Source organism: Nostoc sp. (assembly GCF_036917655.1).
Taxonomy (GTDB): Bacteria; Cyanobacteriota; Cyanobacteriia; order Cyanobacteriales; family Nostocaceae; genus Nostoc.
In genome coordinates, this window is the sequence record NZ_JBALCY010000057.1 from 45992 (window position 1) to 63242 (window position 17251).

Annotated in this window: 14 protein-coding genes; 4 read left to right on the top strand and 10 right to left on the bottom strand. The window is 41.0% G+C overall.

The annotated features are described in order from the left end of the window. Positions 1–269: 269 nt before the first annotated feature. Positions 270–530 (bottom strand): hypothetical protein, encoded by a 261-nt coding sequence (locus V7K30_RS19150; RefSeq protein ID WP_335001916.1) that lies wholly within the window; start codon positions 528–530, stop codon positions 270–272. 165 nt (positions 531–695) lie between these two features. On the opposite strand from V7K30_RS19150, the gene V7K30_RS19155 reads away from it, so the two are divergent. Then, positions 696–2477, top strand: coding sequence for a M61 family metallopeptidase (locus V7K30_RS19155; RefSeq protein WP_335001918.1), 1782 nt, complete (start codon positions 696–698; stop codon positions 2475–2477). Positions 2478–2671: 194 nt separating this feature from the next. On the opposite strand, the gene pyk is transcribed toward V7K30_RS19155, so the two are convergent. Next, positions 2672–4441 (bottom strand): pyruvate kinase, encoded by a 1770-nt coding sequence (gene pyk, locus V7K30_RS19160; RefSeq protein ID WP_335001920.1) that lies wholly within the window; start codon positions 4439–4441, stop codon positions 2672–2674. 383 nt (positions 4442–4824) lie between these two features. Between pyk and crtR the strand changes: the two genes are divergently transcribed. Continuing rightward, positions 4825–5715 (top strand): beta-carotene hydroxylase, encoded by an 891-nt coding sequence (crtR, locus tag V7K30_RS19165; RefSeq protein ID WP_335002056.1) that lies wholly within the window; start codon positions 4825–4827, stop codon positions 5713–5715. 842 nt (positions 5716–6557) lie between these two features. Here crtR and V7K30_RS19170 read toward each other — a convergent pair. From V7K30_RS19170 to V7K30_RS19180, 3 genes are all read right to left on the bottom strand, one after another. Further along, the gene (locus V7K30_RS19170; protein ID WP_335001922.1) at positions 6558–7184 is read right to left on the bottom strand and encodes a hypothetical protein; all 627 of its coding nucleotides are present in this window, start codon (positions 7182–7184) and stop codon (positions 6558–6560) included. Between the two features lie 36 nt (positions 7185–7220). Beyond that, a complete protein-coding gene (locus tag V7K30_RS19175; protein WP_335001924.1) occupies positions 7221–10928 on the bottom strand; it encodes a hypothetical protein in 3708 nt (1235 codons plus the stop codon). A 62-nt stretch (positions 10929–10990) separates the two neighbouring features. Further along, positions 10991–11638, bottom strand: coding sequence for a hypothetical protein (locus V7K30_RS19180; protein ID WP_335001926.1), 648 nt, complete (start codon positions 11636–11638; stop codon positions 10991–10993). A gap of 679 nt (positions 11639–12317) precedes the next feature. Here V7K30_RS19180 and V7K30_RS19185 point away from each other — a divergent pair. Further along, on the top strand, positions 12318–12887 hold the full coding sequence (locus tag V7K30_RS19185) for a hypothetical protein (protein ID WP_335001928.1): 570 nt from the start codon (positions 12318–12320) through the stop codon (positions 12885–12887). A 182-nt stretch (positions 12888–13069) separates the two neighbouring features. Here the strand turns inward: V7K30_RS19185 and V7K30_RS34315 are convergent, their stop codons facing one another. From V7K30_RS34315 to V7K30_RS19210, 5 genes are all read right to left on the bottom strand, one after another. After that, positions 13070–13207: a hypothetical protein gene (locus V7K30_RS34315; RefSeq protein WP_442941082.1), complete on the bottom strand. Its 138-nt coding sequence runs from the start codon at positions 13205–13207 to the stop codon at positions 13070–13072. A gap of 165 nt (positions 13208–13372) precedes the next feature. Beyond that, positions 13373–13603: an addiction module protein gene (locus V7K30_RS19195; RefSeq protein ID WP_335001932.1), complete on the bottom strand. Its 231-nt coding sequence runs from the start codon at positions 13601–13603 to the stop codon at positions 13373–13375. A gap of 87 nt (positions 13604–13690) precedes the next feature. Beyond that, on the bottom strand, positions 13691–14104 hold the full coding sequence (gene aroH / locus V7K30_RS19200; protein WP_335001934.1) for a chorismate mutase: 414 nt from the start codon (positions 14102–14104) through the stop codon (positions 13691–13693). A 103-nt stretch (positions 14105–14207) separates the two neighbouring features. Further along, the gene (sppA, locus tag V7K30_RS19205; protein WP_335001936.1) at positions 14208–15029 is read right to left on the bottom strand and encodes a signal peptide peptidase SppA; all 822 of its coding nucleotides are present in this window, start codon (positions 15027–15029) and stop codon (positions 14208–14210) included. A 543-nt stretch (positions 15030–15572) separates the two neighbouring features. Continuing rightward, a complete protein-coding gene (locus V7K30_RS19210) occupies positions 15573–15869 on the bottom strand; it encodes a hypothetical protein (protein ID WP_335001937.1) in 297 nt (98 codons plus the stop codon). A gap of 512 nt (positions 15870–16381) precedes the next feature. On the opposite strand from V7K30_RS19210, the gene V7K30_RS19215 reads away from it, so the two are divergent. Continuing rightward, positions 16382–17179, top strand: a complete 798-nt coding sequence (locus V7K30_RS19215) for an MlaE family lipid ABC transporter permease subunit (RefSeq protein WP_335001939.1) — start codon at positions 16382–16384, stop codon at positions 17177–17179. Positions 17180–17251 lie beyond the last annotated feature (72 nt).

Sequence of the window (17251 nt, forward strand, 5' to 3'; positions counted from 1 at the left end):
TATTCAGCGATACAAATTTTGGTCTTAAGTAGGTCAACCGACAATACGCTTCGGTTGACAACACTCAGTCCTGAGTGCTGAGTGCTGAGTTGAGTCAAGTAAAAAACTACTCAGCACTTATGTACTTGGTACGAGCAAGGCCACTTGTGGCGTGGCGGAATCTTCTTAACTCAAGAGGTTGGTTGATACCCCACCCCTTCTGGGTGGTCTTTTAACTCAGCACTCGGAACTCAGCACTCTTCATTTGCTTATTAGAGGTTAGGCATTTATCAAACCGACAATAATCGCACCGCTTCCCCAAATGGAAACTCCCCCAAAGTCAAACCACCAGGAGTTACTACCCACAACACAGGTAATTCCGGTGCTTTATCGGCAAATGTCAGGTTCAGCTTGGGATTCCAAATGGGGTTTTTCAATCGGAGAATCTGCACCAGTGCCGATTTTTGGTGCGTTGGCGTAGCCCGTCGTAGACATCGCAGGCTGCTCAATATGGCTGAAATACCCAAATTGCGTGTAGTAATTATGTACAATGCATAAGTACTATATTAGTTATGCAAAAGAAATAAAGTGTAATCTTTATTTGAGAGCAAGCGGATTTATCCGTGGCGTCTTAACTACTAATTACTGTCTTCTCTACCAGATGCTCCGCAAACGAAGCTGGGCATAGCCCATTAACAATTACCTCAACAAACAAGATGACTGAAGCAACAGCAACTCGTCCCAAAACCTACGTCGAGGAAACTGGGCCAACAATTCATTACCTGGTGGCAATGTCCCAACCAGAAACCCATCTGTTTGAGGTGACTTTACGCCTTGTCAATCATCCCTCACCAATTCTCGATTTAAAATTGCCGGTGTGGACACCCGGTTCCTACTTAGTCCGGGAATACGCCAAGAATTTACAAGATTTTATGGCTTTTGCAGAGGATAAGCCTTTACCTTGGCGGAAAACCAGTAAAAATCACTGGCAGATAGACAAAACAGGTATTTCAGAATTAACTGTACGTTACCGCATTTTTGCCAATGAGCTATCGGTACGGACAAATCACTTAGATGCCACCCACGGTTATTTCAATGGTGCGGCACTATTTTTTAGAATACCGGGCTGGGACAAGCAACCCATTCGCGTCACCATCGTACCACCACACCCGGAATGGCAGGTAACTACTGCTCTCCCTGCCGTTGGTGAGGAAACAAATACTTTCTTGGCTGGCGATTTTGATACTTTGGTGGATACTCCGTTTGAGATTGGTTGCCACCAATTGTATAAATTTGAGGTCTTGGGAAAACCCCATGAACTGGCAATTTGGGGGAAAGGTAATTATCAAGTTCAGCAGCTGATTGCTGATATCCAAAAAATTATTCAGGTAGAAGCGCAGATGTTCGGCGGTTTGCCTTATGAACGATACGTGTTTCTGCTACATTTATTTAGCCAAGCTTTTGGTGGTTTGGAGCATAAAAATTCTTGCTCTTTAATTTACCACCGTTTTGGGTTTCGCGCTCAAGAAAAGTCCGATCGCTTTATCCAATTAGTTGCACACGAGTTCTTTCACTTGTGGAATGTCAAGCGAATTCGCCCAAAAGCATTAGAGGTTTTTGATTACGACCAGGAAAACTACACACCATCATTGTGGTTTTGTGAGGGGACTACTAGTTACTATGACTTGTTAATTCCTTTGCGGGCAGGAATTTATGATGTTCAGTCGTATTTGAATAACTTGGGCAAGGAAATTACCAGATATGAAATGACACCGGGGCGCAAGGTACAACCCGTTTCTGAATCAAGTTTTGATGCCTGGATTAAACTCTATCGCCCCGATGCCAACAGCGGTAATTCCCAAATTTCCTATTATTTAAAGGGAGAAATGGTATCGTTGTTGCTGGATTTACTGATTCGCTCTACACATGACAATCAGCGCTCCTTCGATGATGTGATGCTGAAAATGTGGCAGCAATTTGGGCAAGCTGAAATTGGCTATACCCCAGAACAGTTGCAGGAAGTTATAGAATCTGTCGCCGGAATCGATTTGACTGATTTCTTTAAACGCTACATTGATGGCATTGACGATTTACCCTTGAATCAGTACCTGAAACCCTTTGGTTTACAGTTGGTAGCGGATCAGCAGGAAGAACCTTACCTGGGTGTGAGAATAAATACAGAGAATGGGCGGGAGATCATCAAGTTTGTGGAGGCGGGTTCACCTGCACAAGCAGAGGGAATTGATGCAGGCGATGAGTTGTTAGCAATTGATGGGATTAAGGTAATGGCGGGTGGCTTAAGCGATCGCCTCAAAGATTACCAACCAAACGATACCATCCAAGTCACAGTTTTTCATCAAGACGAACTGCGGACTTATTCCATTACCCTCGCGTCACCACATCCCACTCGATATCAGGTAAAACCTGTTGATCATCCTGACTCCACACAGCAGAAAAACTTTGCTGGATGGCTTGGGGTTGCGATCGCAACTGTTTGATAAAGGGATTGGGCAATTCAATTTTGGATTTTGGATTGACGATAGCGTAGCGTAAAGCCTTCTCTACGAGAGGCTGCGCCAACGGCATGGCTTAGCTTAGAGCGAGTCCGCGAGCGTCTTTTGGATTAAATTTCAATCTAAAATCCAAAATCTAAAATCTAAAATTCTTACTCCCCAGTCCCCAATACCTAGTTTTAAGGCGTTCTCACCGCCCCAGAGTAAATCAAACCCCGTTGCAGATCCAGCGTTATAATCGCCCCATCTCGAATCACCTGCGTTGCCTGCTTCACGCCAACAATCACTGGCACACCGAGACGTAAGCCAATCACTGCTGCGTGACTTGTGAGACTTTCCTCTTCCGTAATAATCCCGGCAGATTTCCGAATTGCCTCAACAAAATCCGCACTAGTGCGGGGTGCAACTAATATGTCTCCAGGATTAAAGTTACTAACATCCATGCCAGTATTAGCCACCCGAGCGCGACCACTCACCAAACCTTGTCCCAGTCCAATTCCGTGACCTAGTACCGCCGTCACCACCTCTACCTTAATCAAATCAGTGGAGCCGGAAATTCCCTGGAGTGTGCCAGCGGTCATCACTACTAAATCTCCCTCAGACAGTAACTTCAACTCCTGAGCTACGTTGATCGCAGCTTGAAATGTCTGACCAGTGGAAGGTAATCCTAGTACTAACAGCGGTTTTACTCCCCACACCATCTGTAGCTGCCGCGCTACATTCACATGGGGTGTCACTGCCAAAATCGGTGTCTGAGGACGGAATTTAGAGACATTGCGAGCTGTTGCCCCAGTTTGGGTTAGGGTCATGATTGCCGCTGCACCTAGTTGTTCGGCAATTTGACCTACAGCTTGACTAATTGCATTGGGAATGGAGCGTCGAGCATCTCTCGAAGAACGTAAGTTTAAATGTTGGACTTCTTCCTGCTCCATCCGCTCGGCAATTCGCGCCATCGTCGCTACTGCTTCTACAGGGAAGCTACCCACAGCAGTTTCATTGGAGAGCATCACCGCGTCCGTGCCATCTAAAATCGCATTTGCCACATCCGACACTTCAGCGCGAGTGGGACGGGGATTACTCACCATGCTGTCTAACATCTGAGTGGCGGTGATGATGGGAATCCCCAAACGATTTGCTGTGGCAATTAGCCGCTTTTGGAGTACGGGAACATCCTCTGCTGGCAATTCCACCCCTAAGTCGCCTCTGGCAACCATCACGCCATCACACAAAGCCAGAACCGCCTCCATTTGTTCAATGGCCTCGTGCTTTTCAATTTTGGCAATCACTGGCACTTGCTTGCCTGTACTGGAAATTAATTCTTTAATTTCGATCATGTCCTGCGGATTGCGGACAAAGGAAAGCGCCACCCAATCTACACCCTGATCCAGACCAAACATCAGATCCTCTCGGTCTTTGTCGGTCATTGCCTTAATTGACAGGTAAACGCCGGGAAAGTTTACGCCTTTGTTGTTAGAAAGTTTACCAGGTACGGTAATACGGCAATGCAAATCACCTTTGTCCCGGTTAATCTCCTCCACCAGCATTTCTACTCGTCCATCATCAAGGAGGATTTTTGCGCCAACCGGGACTTCTTCGGCTAGATAATCGTAGGTGACGCAGCTAATTTCCTGACTACCTATAACCGGGCGATTTGTCAAGGTGAAGCGATCGCCTTTTGCCAAAACTATAGACCCGTTGTCAAACTTCCCCAAGCGAATTTTTGGGCCCTGCAAGTCTTGGAGAATAGCCACTGGCTGATTTAGTTCAAAGGCGGTTTGCCGAATTAAGCGAATACTACGCTGATGGTCGGCATGAGTTCCGTGGGAGAAGTTTAGTCGCAGCGTCGTGGCTCCCGCTTCAATAATCGCCTTGAGCATTTCAGGACTGCTAGTGGCGGGGCCAATAGTAGCGACAATTTTTGTCCGGCGCAGAGAATCTCTTAATTGCATAGGGGCTGAAGTTAGGGAGCTATCTGGGAAGTCATCGTAACTTAAATGGCATCTCCTTTTCAGTCACTGCTATATCAATAGATATAAGCAGTTAGAGAGGGTTTATGGGAGAGTTGGGGCTGTGGGATAGACTAGATATAGTACATCAATCTTGTATCCATCCTCCCAACGAAGGAGTTTATCCCATCAACTTCTTGCCAATTGTTGTCATACCCCACTTATTCAGTAAAGATTAGTTCTTGTCTGGAATCATAGCGTTATTCATCTACTGATATGCAAAGCTGTGGATAAATATTGCTATACAAAACTTTACAAAAATTTATTCTTCCCTAATTTTTATCGTATATTTGTAATGTTTGATTAAGAAGGAGTCAATGTTAGAGATGATCGCATCGGAGGCACGAAAGCCACTGACAATCCCGCCTAAGGAATTTTTAGCGCCTCCTGGTGATTTTAATCCCACGTTACTGCTGTTTTTTGTAGCTGTAGCAATGCTGGTGTTATCTAACTTTGGTTACTGGCTTTGGGAATGGCCGCACTGGCTGTGCTTTAGCGTTAACACTATTGCCTTGCATTGTGCTGGAACGGTAATTCACGACGCTTGTCACCAATCAGCCCATCGCAACCGGGTGATTAATGCGATGTTAGGGCATGGCAGTGCATTGATGCTAGCTTTTGCTTTTCCAGTATTTACGCGGGTGCATTTACAGCATCATGGCCATGTCAACCATCCCAAGGACGACCCAGATCATTATGTCTCTACGGGTGGCCCGCTGTGGTTGATTGCAGTGCGGTTTTTGTACCATGAGGTGTTTTTCTTTCAACGGCGACTGTGGCGTAAATATGAGCTATTAGAATGGTTCATCAGTCGTTTAATTGTCGGTGTAATTGTTTATATATCATTGCAGTACAACTTTTTGGGTTACATTCTGAATTTTTGGTTTATACCAGCTTTTGTGGTGGGGATAGCACTGGGATTATTTTTTGACTATTTGCCCCATCGTCCTTTTGCGGAGCGCGATCGCTGGAAAAATGCTCGCGTCTACCCAAACCAAGTTCTCAATATCCTAATTATGGGACAGAATTACCACTTAATTCATCATTTGTGGCCTTCGATTCCCTGGTATAATTATCAGCCTGTATACTATGTGATGAAGCCTCTGTTAGATGAAAAAGGATGTTATCAAACTTCAGGATTGTTGCATAAAAAGGACTTTCTTGAGTTTGTTTATGACATCTTTTTAGGAATTCGGTTTCATCATCAAAAAGAATAGAGTTGATAAAGCGATGCCTACAGTGATAACAAAACTTTGTAAGGGTTTAGAACTATTTGCTACAAGATTAAATGGCGATCGCATCCCTCGCAAACTCAAGCTGTTGATTCAGCTTTGCATTTGGGATACGTAGGCGCAGCCCGCCGTAGGCATTGCACTTTTACTTGGTACAAGAATAATCAATTGCGATCGCTACCTAGTCAAAGCCAAATCAGTAATTTTGGTTGGTGATCTATGCGATCGCAGTTGCAGTAATTGATTTCCGGCTGCAAAGCTAATTAATGCCAAAGCTAATTAATGCCATCGCAGAGGGTGCGATCGCTGAGATTGGGATTTGATTGTAAATAAACTAGCTAGGGTAAACTCAAGCGATTGATTTCTGTTTCAAATGTCTTTTATATGAATTTAGCAAGCAGTAAAATTTATCTTATTCGGGCAGCGATCGCGTCAGATGATGGACGTGGGTACAAAAATTTTAACATCTAATTAGTGTGTGCGATCGCTCAAAATCTGGCGATCGCACGCACATTAATTAATGTCACTTGGAATATTGGCTGTGTCTAAAAGGATGTTTGTAAAGTAGTTAGCTGTGATTTTAGGCACTTGTTGATCCCCTCTAACCCCTCTTAAAGATGGGGAAACTGGAATTAAAGTCACCCTTTTTAAGGGGGATTTAGGGGGATCTAGAACGTTTTATTACCGAGAAGAGGACTTTTCAAACAACCTCTAATGAAACCCTGTAGAAACGTTTCTACAATGTGTTCAATTTAGATAAAAAACGCTGTAGTTTTGATTCCTGAAAGTGATTTTAGATTGAAATTCAGACATTTGTTTATCCCAATTTATAGGCATTCAGGATAAAGATTACGGATTTGCCTTACAGATGGTAATCTTGTAAAACCAACATCCTGCATTAAAGTATTATTTGTATTCAATTGATCACAATAGTAATCTTTAATTTCAAATGATTGGTCTGGGACTGCGCTTGTTTCACCAATAAACTGGGTACTTCTTCCTCTACCGCTCCACGAACAAGTTGGCAAAAAAGGAATACTGACACTTGGATCATTACAAAGATCCGAAATATTAACCAAGCCACGTTGCGGTATAAACCGACTTTCACTTAATATAGAATAACCTTTTGTATTGCATAAATTATTTATAGTACAATATTCTATTTCAATTTGTGAGTTGTCTATGTTTATATCGATATAGTCTACAACTTTTTTACCTTGATATTCTCGAGACAGCCACAATCTTGTTTCCTTTTTTACACGGGCTGGAAACGCAAAACTACTATTTGCTACACTCAAAATAGATAGAATAACAATTGAAGACACAAAACGAGAACGAGTTTTTTGCTGTTTTTTTGACTGAAAGGTTTTTAATAAATTCCTTTTATCTCTACGCTGATTGATTTTAGATTCTTGGTTTGACATTTGCAAATAATTATTCTTGCGAGTTTCCATTTGTTTTTACTCCTTTTGAAAAATTAAACTCCTTATTTAAAGGAATTGATTGAGGCTCTGGATGATTTGCCTCAATACAGCTTCTTTAATATTTGAGCGACTTGTCGGTTCCCTTATGGCGATATTCTGGTAAAGAATATCAACAGCTTCCTGAATACAAGCTTCAAAGAGTTGAGCCTGTTCAATAGGGATAGTTGTTAATATGTTGTTAATATGTAAACTTTGGGAATCTAGTTCCTCCTTTTCTTTGTTATATAAACTATTACTGGCGGAAACTAACTGCTCGGAAATTTTTCCCCAATATGGATATGTCCAACCAAAAATGCGTGTAGTTTCTTGCAGTATTTCTAGGGATAACTCTTGCTCAACCTTCTCAGAAGCCCAGATCCAGTACCCTAAGTGATCTAAAAACTGAATCAATCCGTTTTTTAGTCCAAAGATGGTAAATGCTTCCCTAAAGTAACCAAGCCAAGCCACGACTTTTGCCAATTCTCTCAGTACATCTATCTGCTTCAGGTTGTTTTCGTCTTCAATAGCGTATGCAACTTTTTTTGCTGTACTAAATTTCATTTCTTCAGCTATGCCTATTACTAAGCGACCCAAAGTGCTTACCATAAAAGCTCCAGATTCTATGGCAATTTTAGCAATTTCTCGTACTTCAGTAGAGTTTCTAGCCTGATCTATCTCTTCTAAAAACTTAGTCCGTTTTTTTGTTAGAGTTCTATTGTTAGCGTAGCTTTTGGCACGTTCTATAATTTCTCCTGGATATTTCCTATCTTCATCCATTTGCTGTTTTGCTTTATCGAAATTATGGCAAATTGCTCTTGCTTTTCCAGGAAAACCAGCCTCTGCTAAGATTACTGCCCATTGACTTAGAACTTCTTCAGCGTATATACCTTGCTCTATAAGGGGTGTGAGTTTCTCAGCTTCAGCAAAGACTTTACGAGCTTGCTCAGGGACTTTAACTAGGGCTGTTGCTAACTTTCGCAATTCCTCTGCCTTTGCAAATTTATTTTCATTAGAAATAGCTTGTATGGCGTTCCTTGCCTGTTCAAAATATTTAACTGCTTGCTCAGTAAACCCAGCCCCAACTAACTCTTCGACGAACATCCGTAATATTGCTGTTCGTTGCCAGCCATCCTCAATGGAATTAGGAATGTTTATTGCTTTACAGAAAACTGCTTCTGACTTCTTGACATTCCCAGCCTTTGCTAAGTCATTTGCTAAATCCAGTAATGATTGTGCTTTCCCTTCGGCAAGTTCTTCAAGTTCATCAAACACCAGTTCGGATTCATTGGCAAACTCATTTCCAGACTGTGCTTGCGAAATTGCCAAAGTTCGTAATATTTCTACTCTTTGCCAATCATTTTTATCTTCAATTGCAGTTGCCAATTCCCGAACTTTAACAAAAATGGGACGTGCTTTATTCTTATGTCCAGCATGGGCTAAAGCTTTTGCTAAATCTAGCAGTCTTTTTACCTTATTTGAGATTTGCTCTGTTTCCTCTATTTTTTCTGTAAGGTCTTCAGCCACACTAAACAGGTGATTTGATTTCTCAGTATCTTTAGTATTAGCTAAGGTAGTTGCTAAATATAATAGTGACTTCAACTTAAATTCAGAGTCAGAATCGTCTATTTCTTCTGTAATATCTTCTGCTCTTTTAAAGAAAATATTGGCTTTTTCAAAATTTTTACTTTTCCTGAAAGCTGTTGCTAACTCTCCCAATACTTCTACTTTTTCAAAACTATCATTCCTGATCTTTTTTGATATTTCTTCAGCTTCATCTAATTTTTTACCCTGAATTAAAACAATTACCAACTTACGCAGAGACTTTTTTGACCATGAATTATCTTCAATCTCATTCTGTGCGACTTCTGTAGCTTCCTTTAAAACATTAGAAGCTTCATCTAAAACAGTGGAATTAGATCCCTTAGAGTCTTGCAAAGCATTATATATAACTAACAAAGCGTTCAACTTTTGCTCAGGATTAGTCCGTAAACGAGCATAACTTAGAGCTTCCTCTGTTTTTCTTCCTAACCAGATTAAGGTTTTTAAATCAGTATCTTGATAGGCGTTAGCTCGTTGTTGTACTACTTGCCGCGCAGCATTAAGCTTGATGAGGGTTAGTAATTGGTCAGAGGGTACAGGATCTTTAAATTGATTGATCGCTAATTCGAGATCATTGATATAGGGGCGATCGCTCTTATATAAATCACGTTTACGGTTCATCCAGTCTGGTGAAGCAGTCAGCAAGGTGTAGAGTTCCTCTTCCCGCCCAGCCGCATCTAAATGTTTAGGTAAGTGCAATAATCCATACTGGTCTATATTTTTTAAATCTATATTTTCCCAATGTGCGGATTGTTCCTTATAGTAAGATGCAATCTTACTATGATATTCATTTCGTTCAAATGAATGATCTTGATTATCTAGCAAATATTCATTCAATGAACTGTGATAAAAGCGATAGGTTTTCTTATCTAATCTTTCATCTAAAGACTCGCTCAAAAACTGCGTAATTTTATTAATAACAGTATCTACATCTTCAAGTTTCACCCCAGAAAAGCCAGCAATCTGCTTTTTACTTAAAGGCTCATAGGCAACAGCCATAACTCCCAATATGGGACGGTACTGTTGTTTCCAGATATCATCCTCAACAGATTTTTTAATCCCTGTTAGTAAGAAAAGTCGATATATTCCCTTCAGACCTTTAGGAGCATCTATCTTTTCTAAATCTGTCTCGCCTATCTTAACTTTTTCTAATAACTGCTGAAAAAAGTGATATAGATATAAAAAATTACCGTCACTACTTTCTTTAACTTTAGCGATGAAATTCGTTTTTATCTTAGGAGATAAAGTCTCAAATATCTCAGAAAGCGGTTTTTCTTTTATTTGCTTCTGAATGTAGTTCTCTGCATCTTCAAGAACCTTTTCTCGATGGCCTCCCTCTTTAGCATCCTTGTTCAAAAATAAGTTATCTTCATGTAGAAAATGAGCAAGATGATCCCCTGGTCGAGAAGTCATAACTAGACGCAGATTTGTGGGAAAATCAGCATCTGCGGATCGAGGAATGATATCAATGATGTTCTTACCTATGTGTTGCGAGGCTTCATCCAGAGCATTAATCAGAATAAGAACTTTTTCATTCGGATAACGCTTCTGAATTTCCCGAACGGGATTGAGTAGTGTTATGTGTAACAGAGTCAGTTCATCAATAGCCAGGTCTATATTGAATTGTTCTCCAATCTCCACACCATATATTTCACTCTCTCCCTTAACATTACTTGCTGTAACCTGCACATCCATGATTCTGGGAGGTAAAAAAGACAGCGAATATATTTTATTAATAACTTGTCCAATAATTTTAGTTTGCTCAATAGAATCTACGTTTACAGAAACATCTCCAGGACTTTGTTGATTAAAAATATCTTGACCATATTTCTTACAAAGCTGTGCGCCAATAGCAATTAGGAATGAGCGCGGATCTAAACCAGATACGCCTCCAATAGTATCCACTCGAATAAAATGACGAGGAAAATTCCGATGATGGGCTAAGTAAGCCGTCATGGCAGACTTCCCAACACCTGGCTCACCCACTATAATCAAATGTCTCTTGTCGGGACTTTGCTCAAATTCTTTAATTTTATCAATTAACCATTCTCGCTCCACAAATAAAGTATCTTCAGGATTATATAGACGAGAAATAGAATCCTGAGAGGCTGTAATTTTCTGGAATGTACTATCCATACTAAACTGCTCCATCTGTTCCGGCTAAATACTAAAGACTAAATTTTCCATCTTCATTACTATTAGAGTAAACTTACAGACGTATTTTTCAGCTTACTTAGATTCTCTTCATCTAGCTGTGGAATATTTTTGATAAGGCTTCTCAAATTTTTTCCGCCATCCTTGCTATTGTTGATGATCTTTTGAAAATACATAATCAGACCTTTTAGATCATTTTGAGCTTCCGCATCTAGCGATTTAGCCAGTTTACTTAAATCATCCCTATAGAGAAGACCTCCTACTGCGCTATTCTCAACACTCGTTGCATTTATCCGCGCCTTGATTCCTGTTAAAGCCTTTAAAACCTCTGGACTTGCATCCTCTGGTAAACCTTCTATAGCCCCTACGATACTTCCTTTAATATCTTTTGCCTCCACCTCTAGATTCTTGATTTGAGCTTCTAATTCGGCAATTCTCTCGTTACTTTCCATTTCTCTGAACCTCGTTTTATTCTTTAACTTTTGTCCCTGAAGCAATAAATACGAACTAATACCCAGAACTGGAAGAATGTATAACAATGTGCGAAGTTGTGTCGGTAATTTTGTTCCAAGCACTGCCATCCCGATTAACAGAATTGTGTAGCACAACAAAAAGATAAAAATCTCTGAGGTTAACTTTTCAATTCCCTTACTTAAAACAGTTTCAAAGGGTGCTTTGCTTGGCTCAGTCATGGATGGGTACTTCCTTACTAATTTCTAATAGCTAAAACTTACGCATTGACATCTCATCTTGTCTTCTATGACGTTTAACACCCAATTTTCTTACCTAACACGCCATTTATCAATGGAAGTTTGCCAACTTAAGCACAGGGAAATTAAGAATTATTACAATCGCCGCTCTAAACCATCAGTAGCAATTTGTTCAATAACTGAGAAATTGAGCAAATCAGATCGCAAAATTGGGCGTTGCATAAATGCGGGATAAATTGAGAGTTTTCAGCAAAGCAAAATATTAATTTTTCGCGTAAAAGAACGAAAAATTATCTAAAACTCAGCAAAGCCAATTTTGTTACATAGTATTAAAAATGCATTTTTTATAATTTTCTAGTATAAAAATTTACACTTTTTGAACGCTATACTCTGGTAAATCTCCATCTGATGTCCATATACTCTGATTGACGAAAATTTACTGTTGAATAACATTCCTGAAATCGAACCACTGGGAGCGTAACTTGGGCGCATCCACTTTTGGAAGAAAGATAATTATTTAGTGCCAGAAGCACCCCTCTTTGGGTTGTATAAAAAATCTATCTGCCAAAACCGGATGCTACCTGTAAGTTGTAATTTTCCCTCTCGGCTGACTTCCTTTTTTGCCCAAAGTGTTGCGTAAATCAAATCTAACTATTTCTTTATGCTTCCAAAACAACGCAGACGTGGTGTTATCCTTACGCCTAAAGGATTGCATAAACTTCAGTTGGCAAAACAACAAGCAGAATTTAATGAAAACGGCAACAAGCGATTTACACTCATCAATCTGAGTGTTCACACAGATTTAGACTCTCATACCCTGTGTAAGATTTTTAACTGTAACAAGAAAGTTGATCGATACTCTCTCACTCGATGTTTTCAGGCATTCAAAATATTATTAGAGCCGGATGATTATTATGAGATCCTCATTCCACTGCTCATAAATAGCTCAGAGTTACAACAGGGAGAAACCTGCAAGGATAAGACTTTAAGAAGACAGGAGGACAAAAAACTTGGATTACAGTTGAAGCTAGATGTAAATGAGGTAAACTTGCCCATGACTCCACCTGAAGAAATTCGCTCAAGAGGAATAACACTGCTGGAACAATTATGGGGAGAATCTTTACTAAAGGCAGTAAAAGTTTTAGAATCCCTTTCTCAAGAGTCTTTACCGCTAAGTCAAAACAAGCCTGAACATAGCAACGATGTTGCGAAGAATATTACGCTCACTTAAACTAAAAATAGTTTTCAACAACCATAAAAATAACCTCTGGAAGCGATCGCAGTTTTAACTGGTACAATCGTATTCTTTAGAGGTTATTGTTCAATCCAATTATTAATTGTTGATCTGATCCTAACTTTCGTCGTCTCGGAAATCTCAGCATATATTCCATTTTGCAGAGCGCGATCGCTACCTCACAAAACTACATCATGAACAATGCTAGCCTTCATCGTCAACTGAGTGCGATCGCTGAACAGTTCTCGATTTTTGAGTGTGTTCCCTGTGCGATCGCCTTGCACCAATTTCTCAATAAATCCTTGATTTGGTTGCATTTTTTTATTCTTCTACAAAACGACTGAAACGTATTGCCTCACTCAATCTGTCGCCTTCTCCAATAATCTGGTCTGCGCTTGCTATGTGCTATTGCAAAAATCCAGATAAACTCTTCAAATTCTGCATAGAAGATGAGATAAGGAAAATGCTGAATCACATAGGCTTCACGAATACTTCTTTCGCAGATCGGTGAATACCTTGTCTGACTGTTCACCAGAAATTATTCCACTGCTAATACCTTCCAACCTTCTTGTCAACTCAACATCCCAAGCAAGGTTTATGTCGTTATCGACTTCTTCATCTAAAGAATGGATCAAAAAGTAAGCAAGCTCTGCACGCTCTTGTGTGGATAGCTGAGAAAGTTCAAGCCTAAGTTTCTCTACCGTCTCGGTCATAGTGTATGGTCTCCTTGCGTCTATTGACACTAATATCTGTTCGTAGGCGTTGTTAGCAGTTAGCTTGTATTTATTAATCTGAGTATTTTACACTTTTGACTTAACTGCTTGCTGTGATGCTTGTAAAGACTGGGGCAAACTCCAGTCGGGACGCAAGCTGGCGGCGTTGCGTAAATAGATATGATGAATTGAGGCGGAGGCTGGCAGATAAGCGTGAATTAAGAACCGAATGCAGCGCTGTAAGCTACCTTCGACGTGCATTTGTTGCACATCCAACATGGCCACATTATCCCAACCAGGACGCGCTCTAGCGATCGCAGCTGGAAAAATAGCATCCAAATCGCGTGTCACTGAGAAAGTCACACTAATCATGTCCCTCGGCTGGAATTGATTCCGGTTTTCCAGATCATCTAGTAGTTCTGTCACCACCTCTCGGATTGCCTCAACAGTATTTTCTGAAGCGGTTGTTGCTCCGCGAATAGCCCGCATTTGCCAGTCCACGCCAAAATCCTCCTTAAAACACTAAAAGTGAGGAGCAAGGACTTAAGAAGGAGAAGTTAAGATTTTTAACTCATAACTCCTCACTCATAACTCCTAACTCAAATTAGGGTCGATATAACCACAACGGTAAACCACTAGTAGACATTTCAAACTCGAGCCAATCAATACCAGATCGAATTCCTGATGAAACCTGACGACTCCCTGGTAGAAGGCGACTCAATAAGGGTTTACGTTCTTCTAGGGTATAGCAGAGAGTTTTTTCCGGGTCAAGACCGACCAGTTCGGCTGTCCACCGACGGGCATCTTCTTCTGTGCCCAGGCGGTCTACAACACCCAACTCTAGGGCTTGCTGTCCAGTAAAAATCCGACCATCGGCGAAAGTTTTCACCGTTTCTACTGCTAAAGAACGACCATCAGCTACCGTTTGGACAAACTGCTGATAACTTGTGTCAATCAACTCTTGTAAGATGTTTGCTTCTGGTTGAGTCAGTTGCCGGTCGAAAGCCAAAATGTCTTTGTAAGGGCCAGACTTAATTACCATGAAGGAAACACCGATTTTTTCTAGCAAGCGTTCCAAGTTATTCCCACGCAAAATCACACCAATACTACCCGTAATGGTACCTGGGTTAGCTACGATGTGTTCCGCTCCCATACCGATGTATACACCTCCAGAAGCCGAAATATTGCCAAAGCTTGCGACGATTTTAATTTTTTCGCGCAAACGCTTTAGGGCGCTGTAGATTTCTTGAGAATCTCCGACTGTACCGCCAGGACTATCGATACGTAGCAATAATGCCGGAAACTTTTTTTCCTCTACAGTTTTCAAGGCTTCTAGGACGCGTTTGCGAGTAGCACCGGCGATCGCACCAGTAATTTCAATCCGCGCAATTTGTTTTCTAAACTTGGGCTTAAACGGCCAAACCATGAGCTGTAAACATACCTCGTAATAAACTCAATATAAGATGCCCAGCGGTCAGACGACCTGCTTTGGTCTGTTAAGAAACATGAGCAGGCATTGTGTTCATCAGGATTTTAAGGAAATTTTTATATTTTGCAGTGAGTTTTATTTGATATTCTCAATGAATGCTAATCAAGTCCTTAAAAATTGCAGCTAACACAAAATGCCAAACTCTAGTCTAGCGTCCAACGTGATGATTTAGCACAGACTATTTTAGCTGTTTTGCACAGTTCCAAATTCCAAAACCCTTGATATTCTAAATTTTGGGATTTTTGAGGATTGGTTGACTACGGTCGCGCACCTACTCTAGTTGTCAGTAATTAATAACTAATAACTAATGAATAATAAATATTTAATCAATAACTTCGGCACTCAATTTGATTAATAAAAATTCATTCAGCAACACTAATCTCTATTTAGGTTAAGACTAGTAGTCCTTTACCTTCTGGAAATATTACTTTTTCCTCTCTTGTCCAGATCGTGAACACCTGACGAAGCTATTTCCACTACTTATGAATCTATTCGTAAAATTTGACACCGATAATAAGCGTACATATCAAACAGTGCCCCGACAAAACTACAGGTCAAGCTAATCACAAATAATCCACGGAGGGGAGTTCCACTGCCAAAGGTGGCGAGAAAATGCATAATCTGAGTAGCGATCGCCTCAGTTAACTCTTGTAAACCTGGAAAGTAACCGATGAAGGATAAAAGGAGCAGTCCGCCACCAACTAGGAATATGGGAGCGACAAAACTAAAAATGATCGTAAGTAGTAAAGAGCGGAGAAAGTTAGTGAAAATAGTCATTTAGCACAAACTCCGTGAGTAGAGATGACAATAGCTGGATAGCGGTTTGTCATTTTCTACAATACGTGCGATCGCTTCAGAGCAGACAATCTGTCAAAAATCTTAAGTTTTCATTAAAAGAAACCGCTACTAGTTACAGCACATGCTGGGGATATAAAAAATGACTTAAATCTACAAAACCCTTGCAAAATCACGGTTAGAGCCAAGGTTAGCACCTATTTATTGGTTTGCAGCACGTTTAATAACAGCTTCATTTTCTGAGAGTATCTTTAATGTAAGTTAATGTTTAGTCTTCTTAAGGAGTGGGGAGTAGGGAGTAGGGAGTAGGGAGTGGGGGAAGAAGAAGCAGAGGGGAGGTAATTTTTCATTCTCCCCATTCCCCATTCCCCATTCCCCATTCCCCATTCCCCATTCCCCATTCCCCATTCCCCATTCCCCATTCCCCATTCCCCATTCCCCATTCCCATGACTTCCGCTATTCTTAAGGCAGTTACCGAGTTAGCTACAGAACATTGAACCAGACTACATCCAAATCCAGTTTAGGAGAATGGAGTCAGCGGTTGCTGGCGGCGATTTTTCTGGGTGGGCAAGTACTAGTTCACCTATTGAAAGGCAAAATCCATCGGCGCAACACCTTAGAACAAATGGCAGCAGTTGGGCCAGATTCCCTCTTTATTGCCCTCTTGACGGCTATTTTCGTTGGCGCGGTGTTTACCATTCAGGTGGCGCGGGAATTTATCAACTTTGGCGCAGGAAACATTATCGGTGGAGTGCTTTCTGTAGCGTTGACACGAGAACTCTCTCCCGTGTTGACAGCAGTGATTTTGGCCGGGCGAGTCGGTTCTGCCTTTGCAGCAGAAATCGGTACCATGCGGGTCACAGAACAAATCGATGCCATGTTGATGTTAAAAACAGATCCAATCGATTATCTAGTTATTCCCCGCGTTCTTGCTTGCTGTTTAATGCTACCAATTTTAACCCTCCTGTCTTTGGTAACAGGGATGTTAGGAGGATTCATAATAGCGACAAATATCTACAACCTGTCTGATACGGTATTTATAGACTCAGCCCGTAACTTTCTTGGTATCTGGGATATTTTGAGCGCCATGATTAAGGCGTGTTGCTTTGGCATTTTAATCGCCGTAATTGGTTGCAGTTGGGGGTTGACGACAACAGGAGGAGCCAAAGGTGTAGGGCAGTCAACCACAACTGCTGTTGTGACTGCCTTAATGATTATATTTATTAGCAACTTCTTTCTTTCTTGGTTAATGTTTCAGGGGCTTGGCAGTGCATTCTTGCAAGGCTTATAAAAGTGAGGAGTTAGGAGTTATGAGTTATGAGTTAAAACTCCTAATTCCTAACTCCTAACTCCTGACTCCTAA

Coding starts and splice junctions, on each gene's coding strand:
- V7K30_RS19185 (WP_335001928.1), top strand. CDS start 12,318: ATGCTTCCAAAACAACGCAGACGTGGTGTTATCCTTACGCCTAAAGGA.
- sppA (WP_335001936.1), bottom strand. CDS start 15,029: ATGGTTTGGCCGTTTAAGCCCAAGTTTAGAAAACAAATTGCGCGGATT.
- V7K30_RS19180 (WP_335001926.1), bottom strand. CDS start 11,638: ATGACTGAGCCAAGCAAAGCACCCTTTGAAACTGTTTTAAGTAAGGGA.
- V7K30_RS19170 (WP_335001922.1), bottom strand. CDS start 7,184: ATGGAAACTCGCAAGAATAATTATTTGCAAATGTCAAACCAAGAATCT.
- V7K30_RS19210 (WP_335001937.1), bottom strand. CDS start 15,869: ATGACTATTTTCACTAACTTTCTCCGCTCTTTACTACTTACGATCATT.
- pyk (WP_335001920.1), bottom strand. CDS start 4,441: ATGCAATTAAGAGATTCTCTGCGCCGGACAAAAATTGTCGCTACTATT.
- V7K30_RS19155 (WP_335001918.1), top strand. CDS start 696: ATGACTGAAGCAACAGCAACTCGTCCCAAAACCTACGTCGAGGAAACT.
- V7K30_RS34315 (WP_442941082.1), bottom strand. CDS start 13,207: ATGCAACCAAATCAAGGATTTATTGAGAAATTGGTGCAAGGCGATCGC.
- V7K30_RS19195 (WP_335001932.1), bottom strand. CDS start 13,603: ATGACCGAGACGGTAGAGAAACTTAGGCTTGAACTTTCTCAGCTATCC.
- crtR (WP_335002056.1), top strand. CDS start 4,825: ATGATCGCATCGGAGGCACGAAAGCCACTGACAATCCCGCCTAAGGAA.
- V7K30_RS19175 (WP_335001924.1), bottom strand. CDS start 10,928: ATGGATAGTACATTCCAGAAAATTACAGCCTCTCAGGATTCTATTTCT.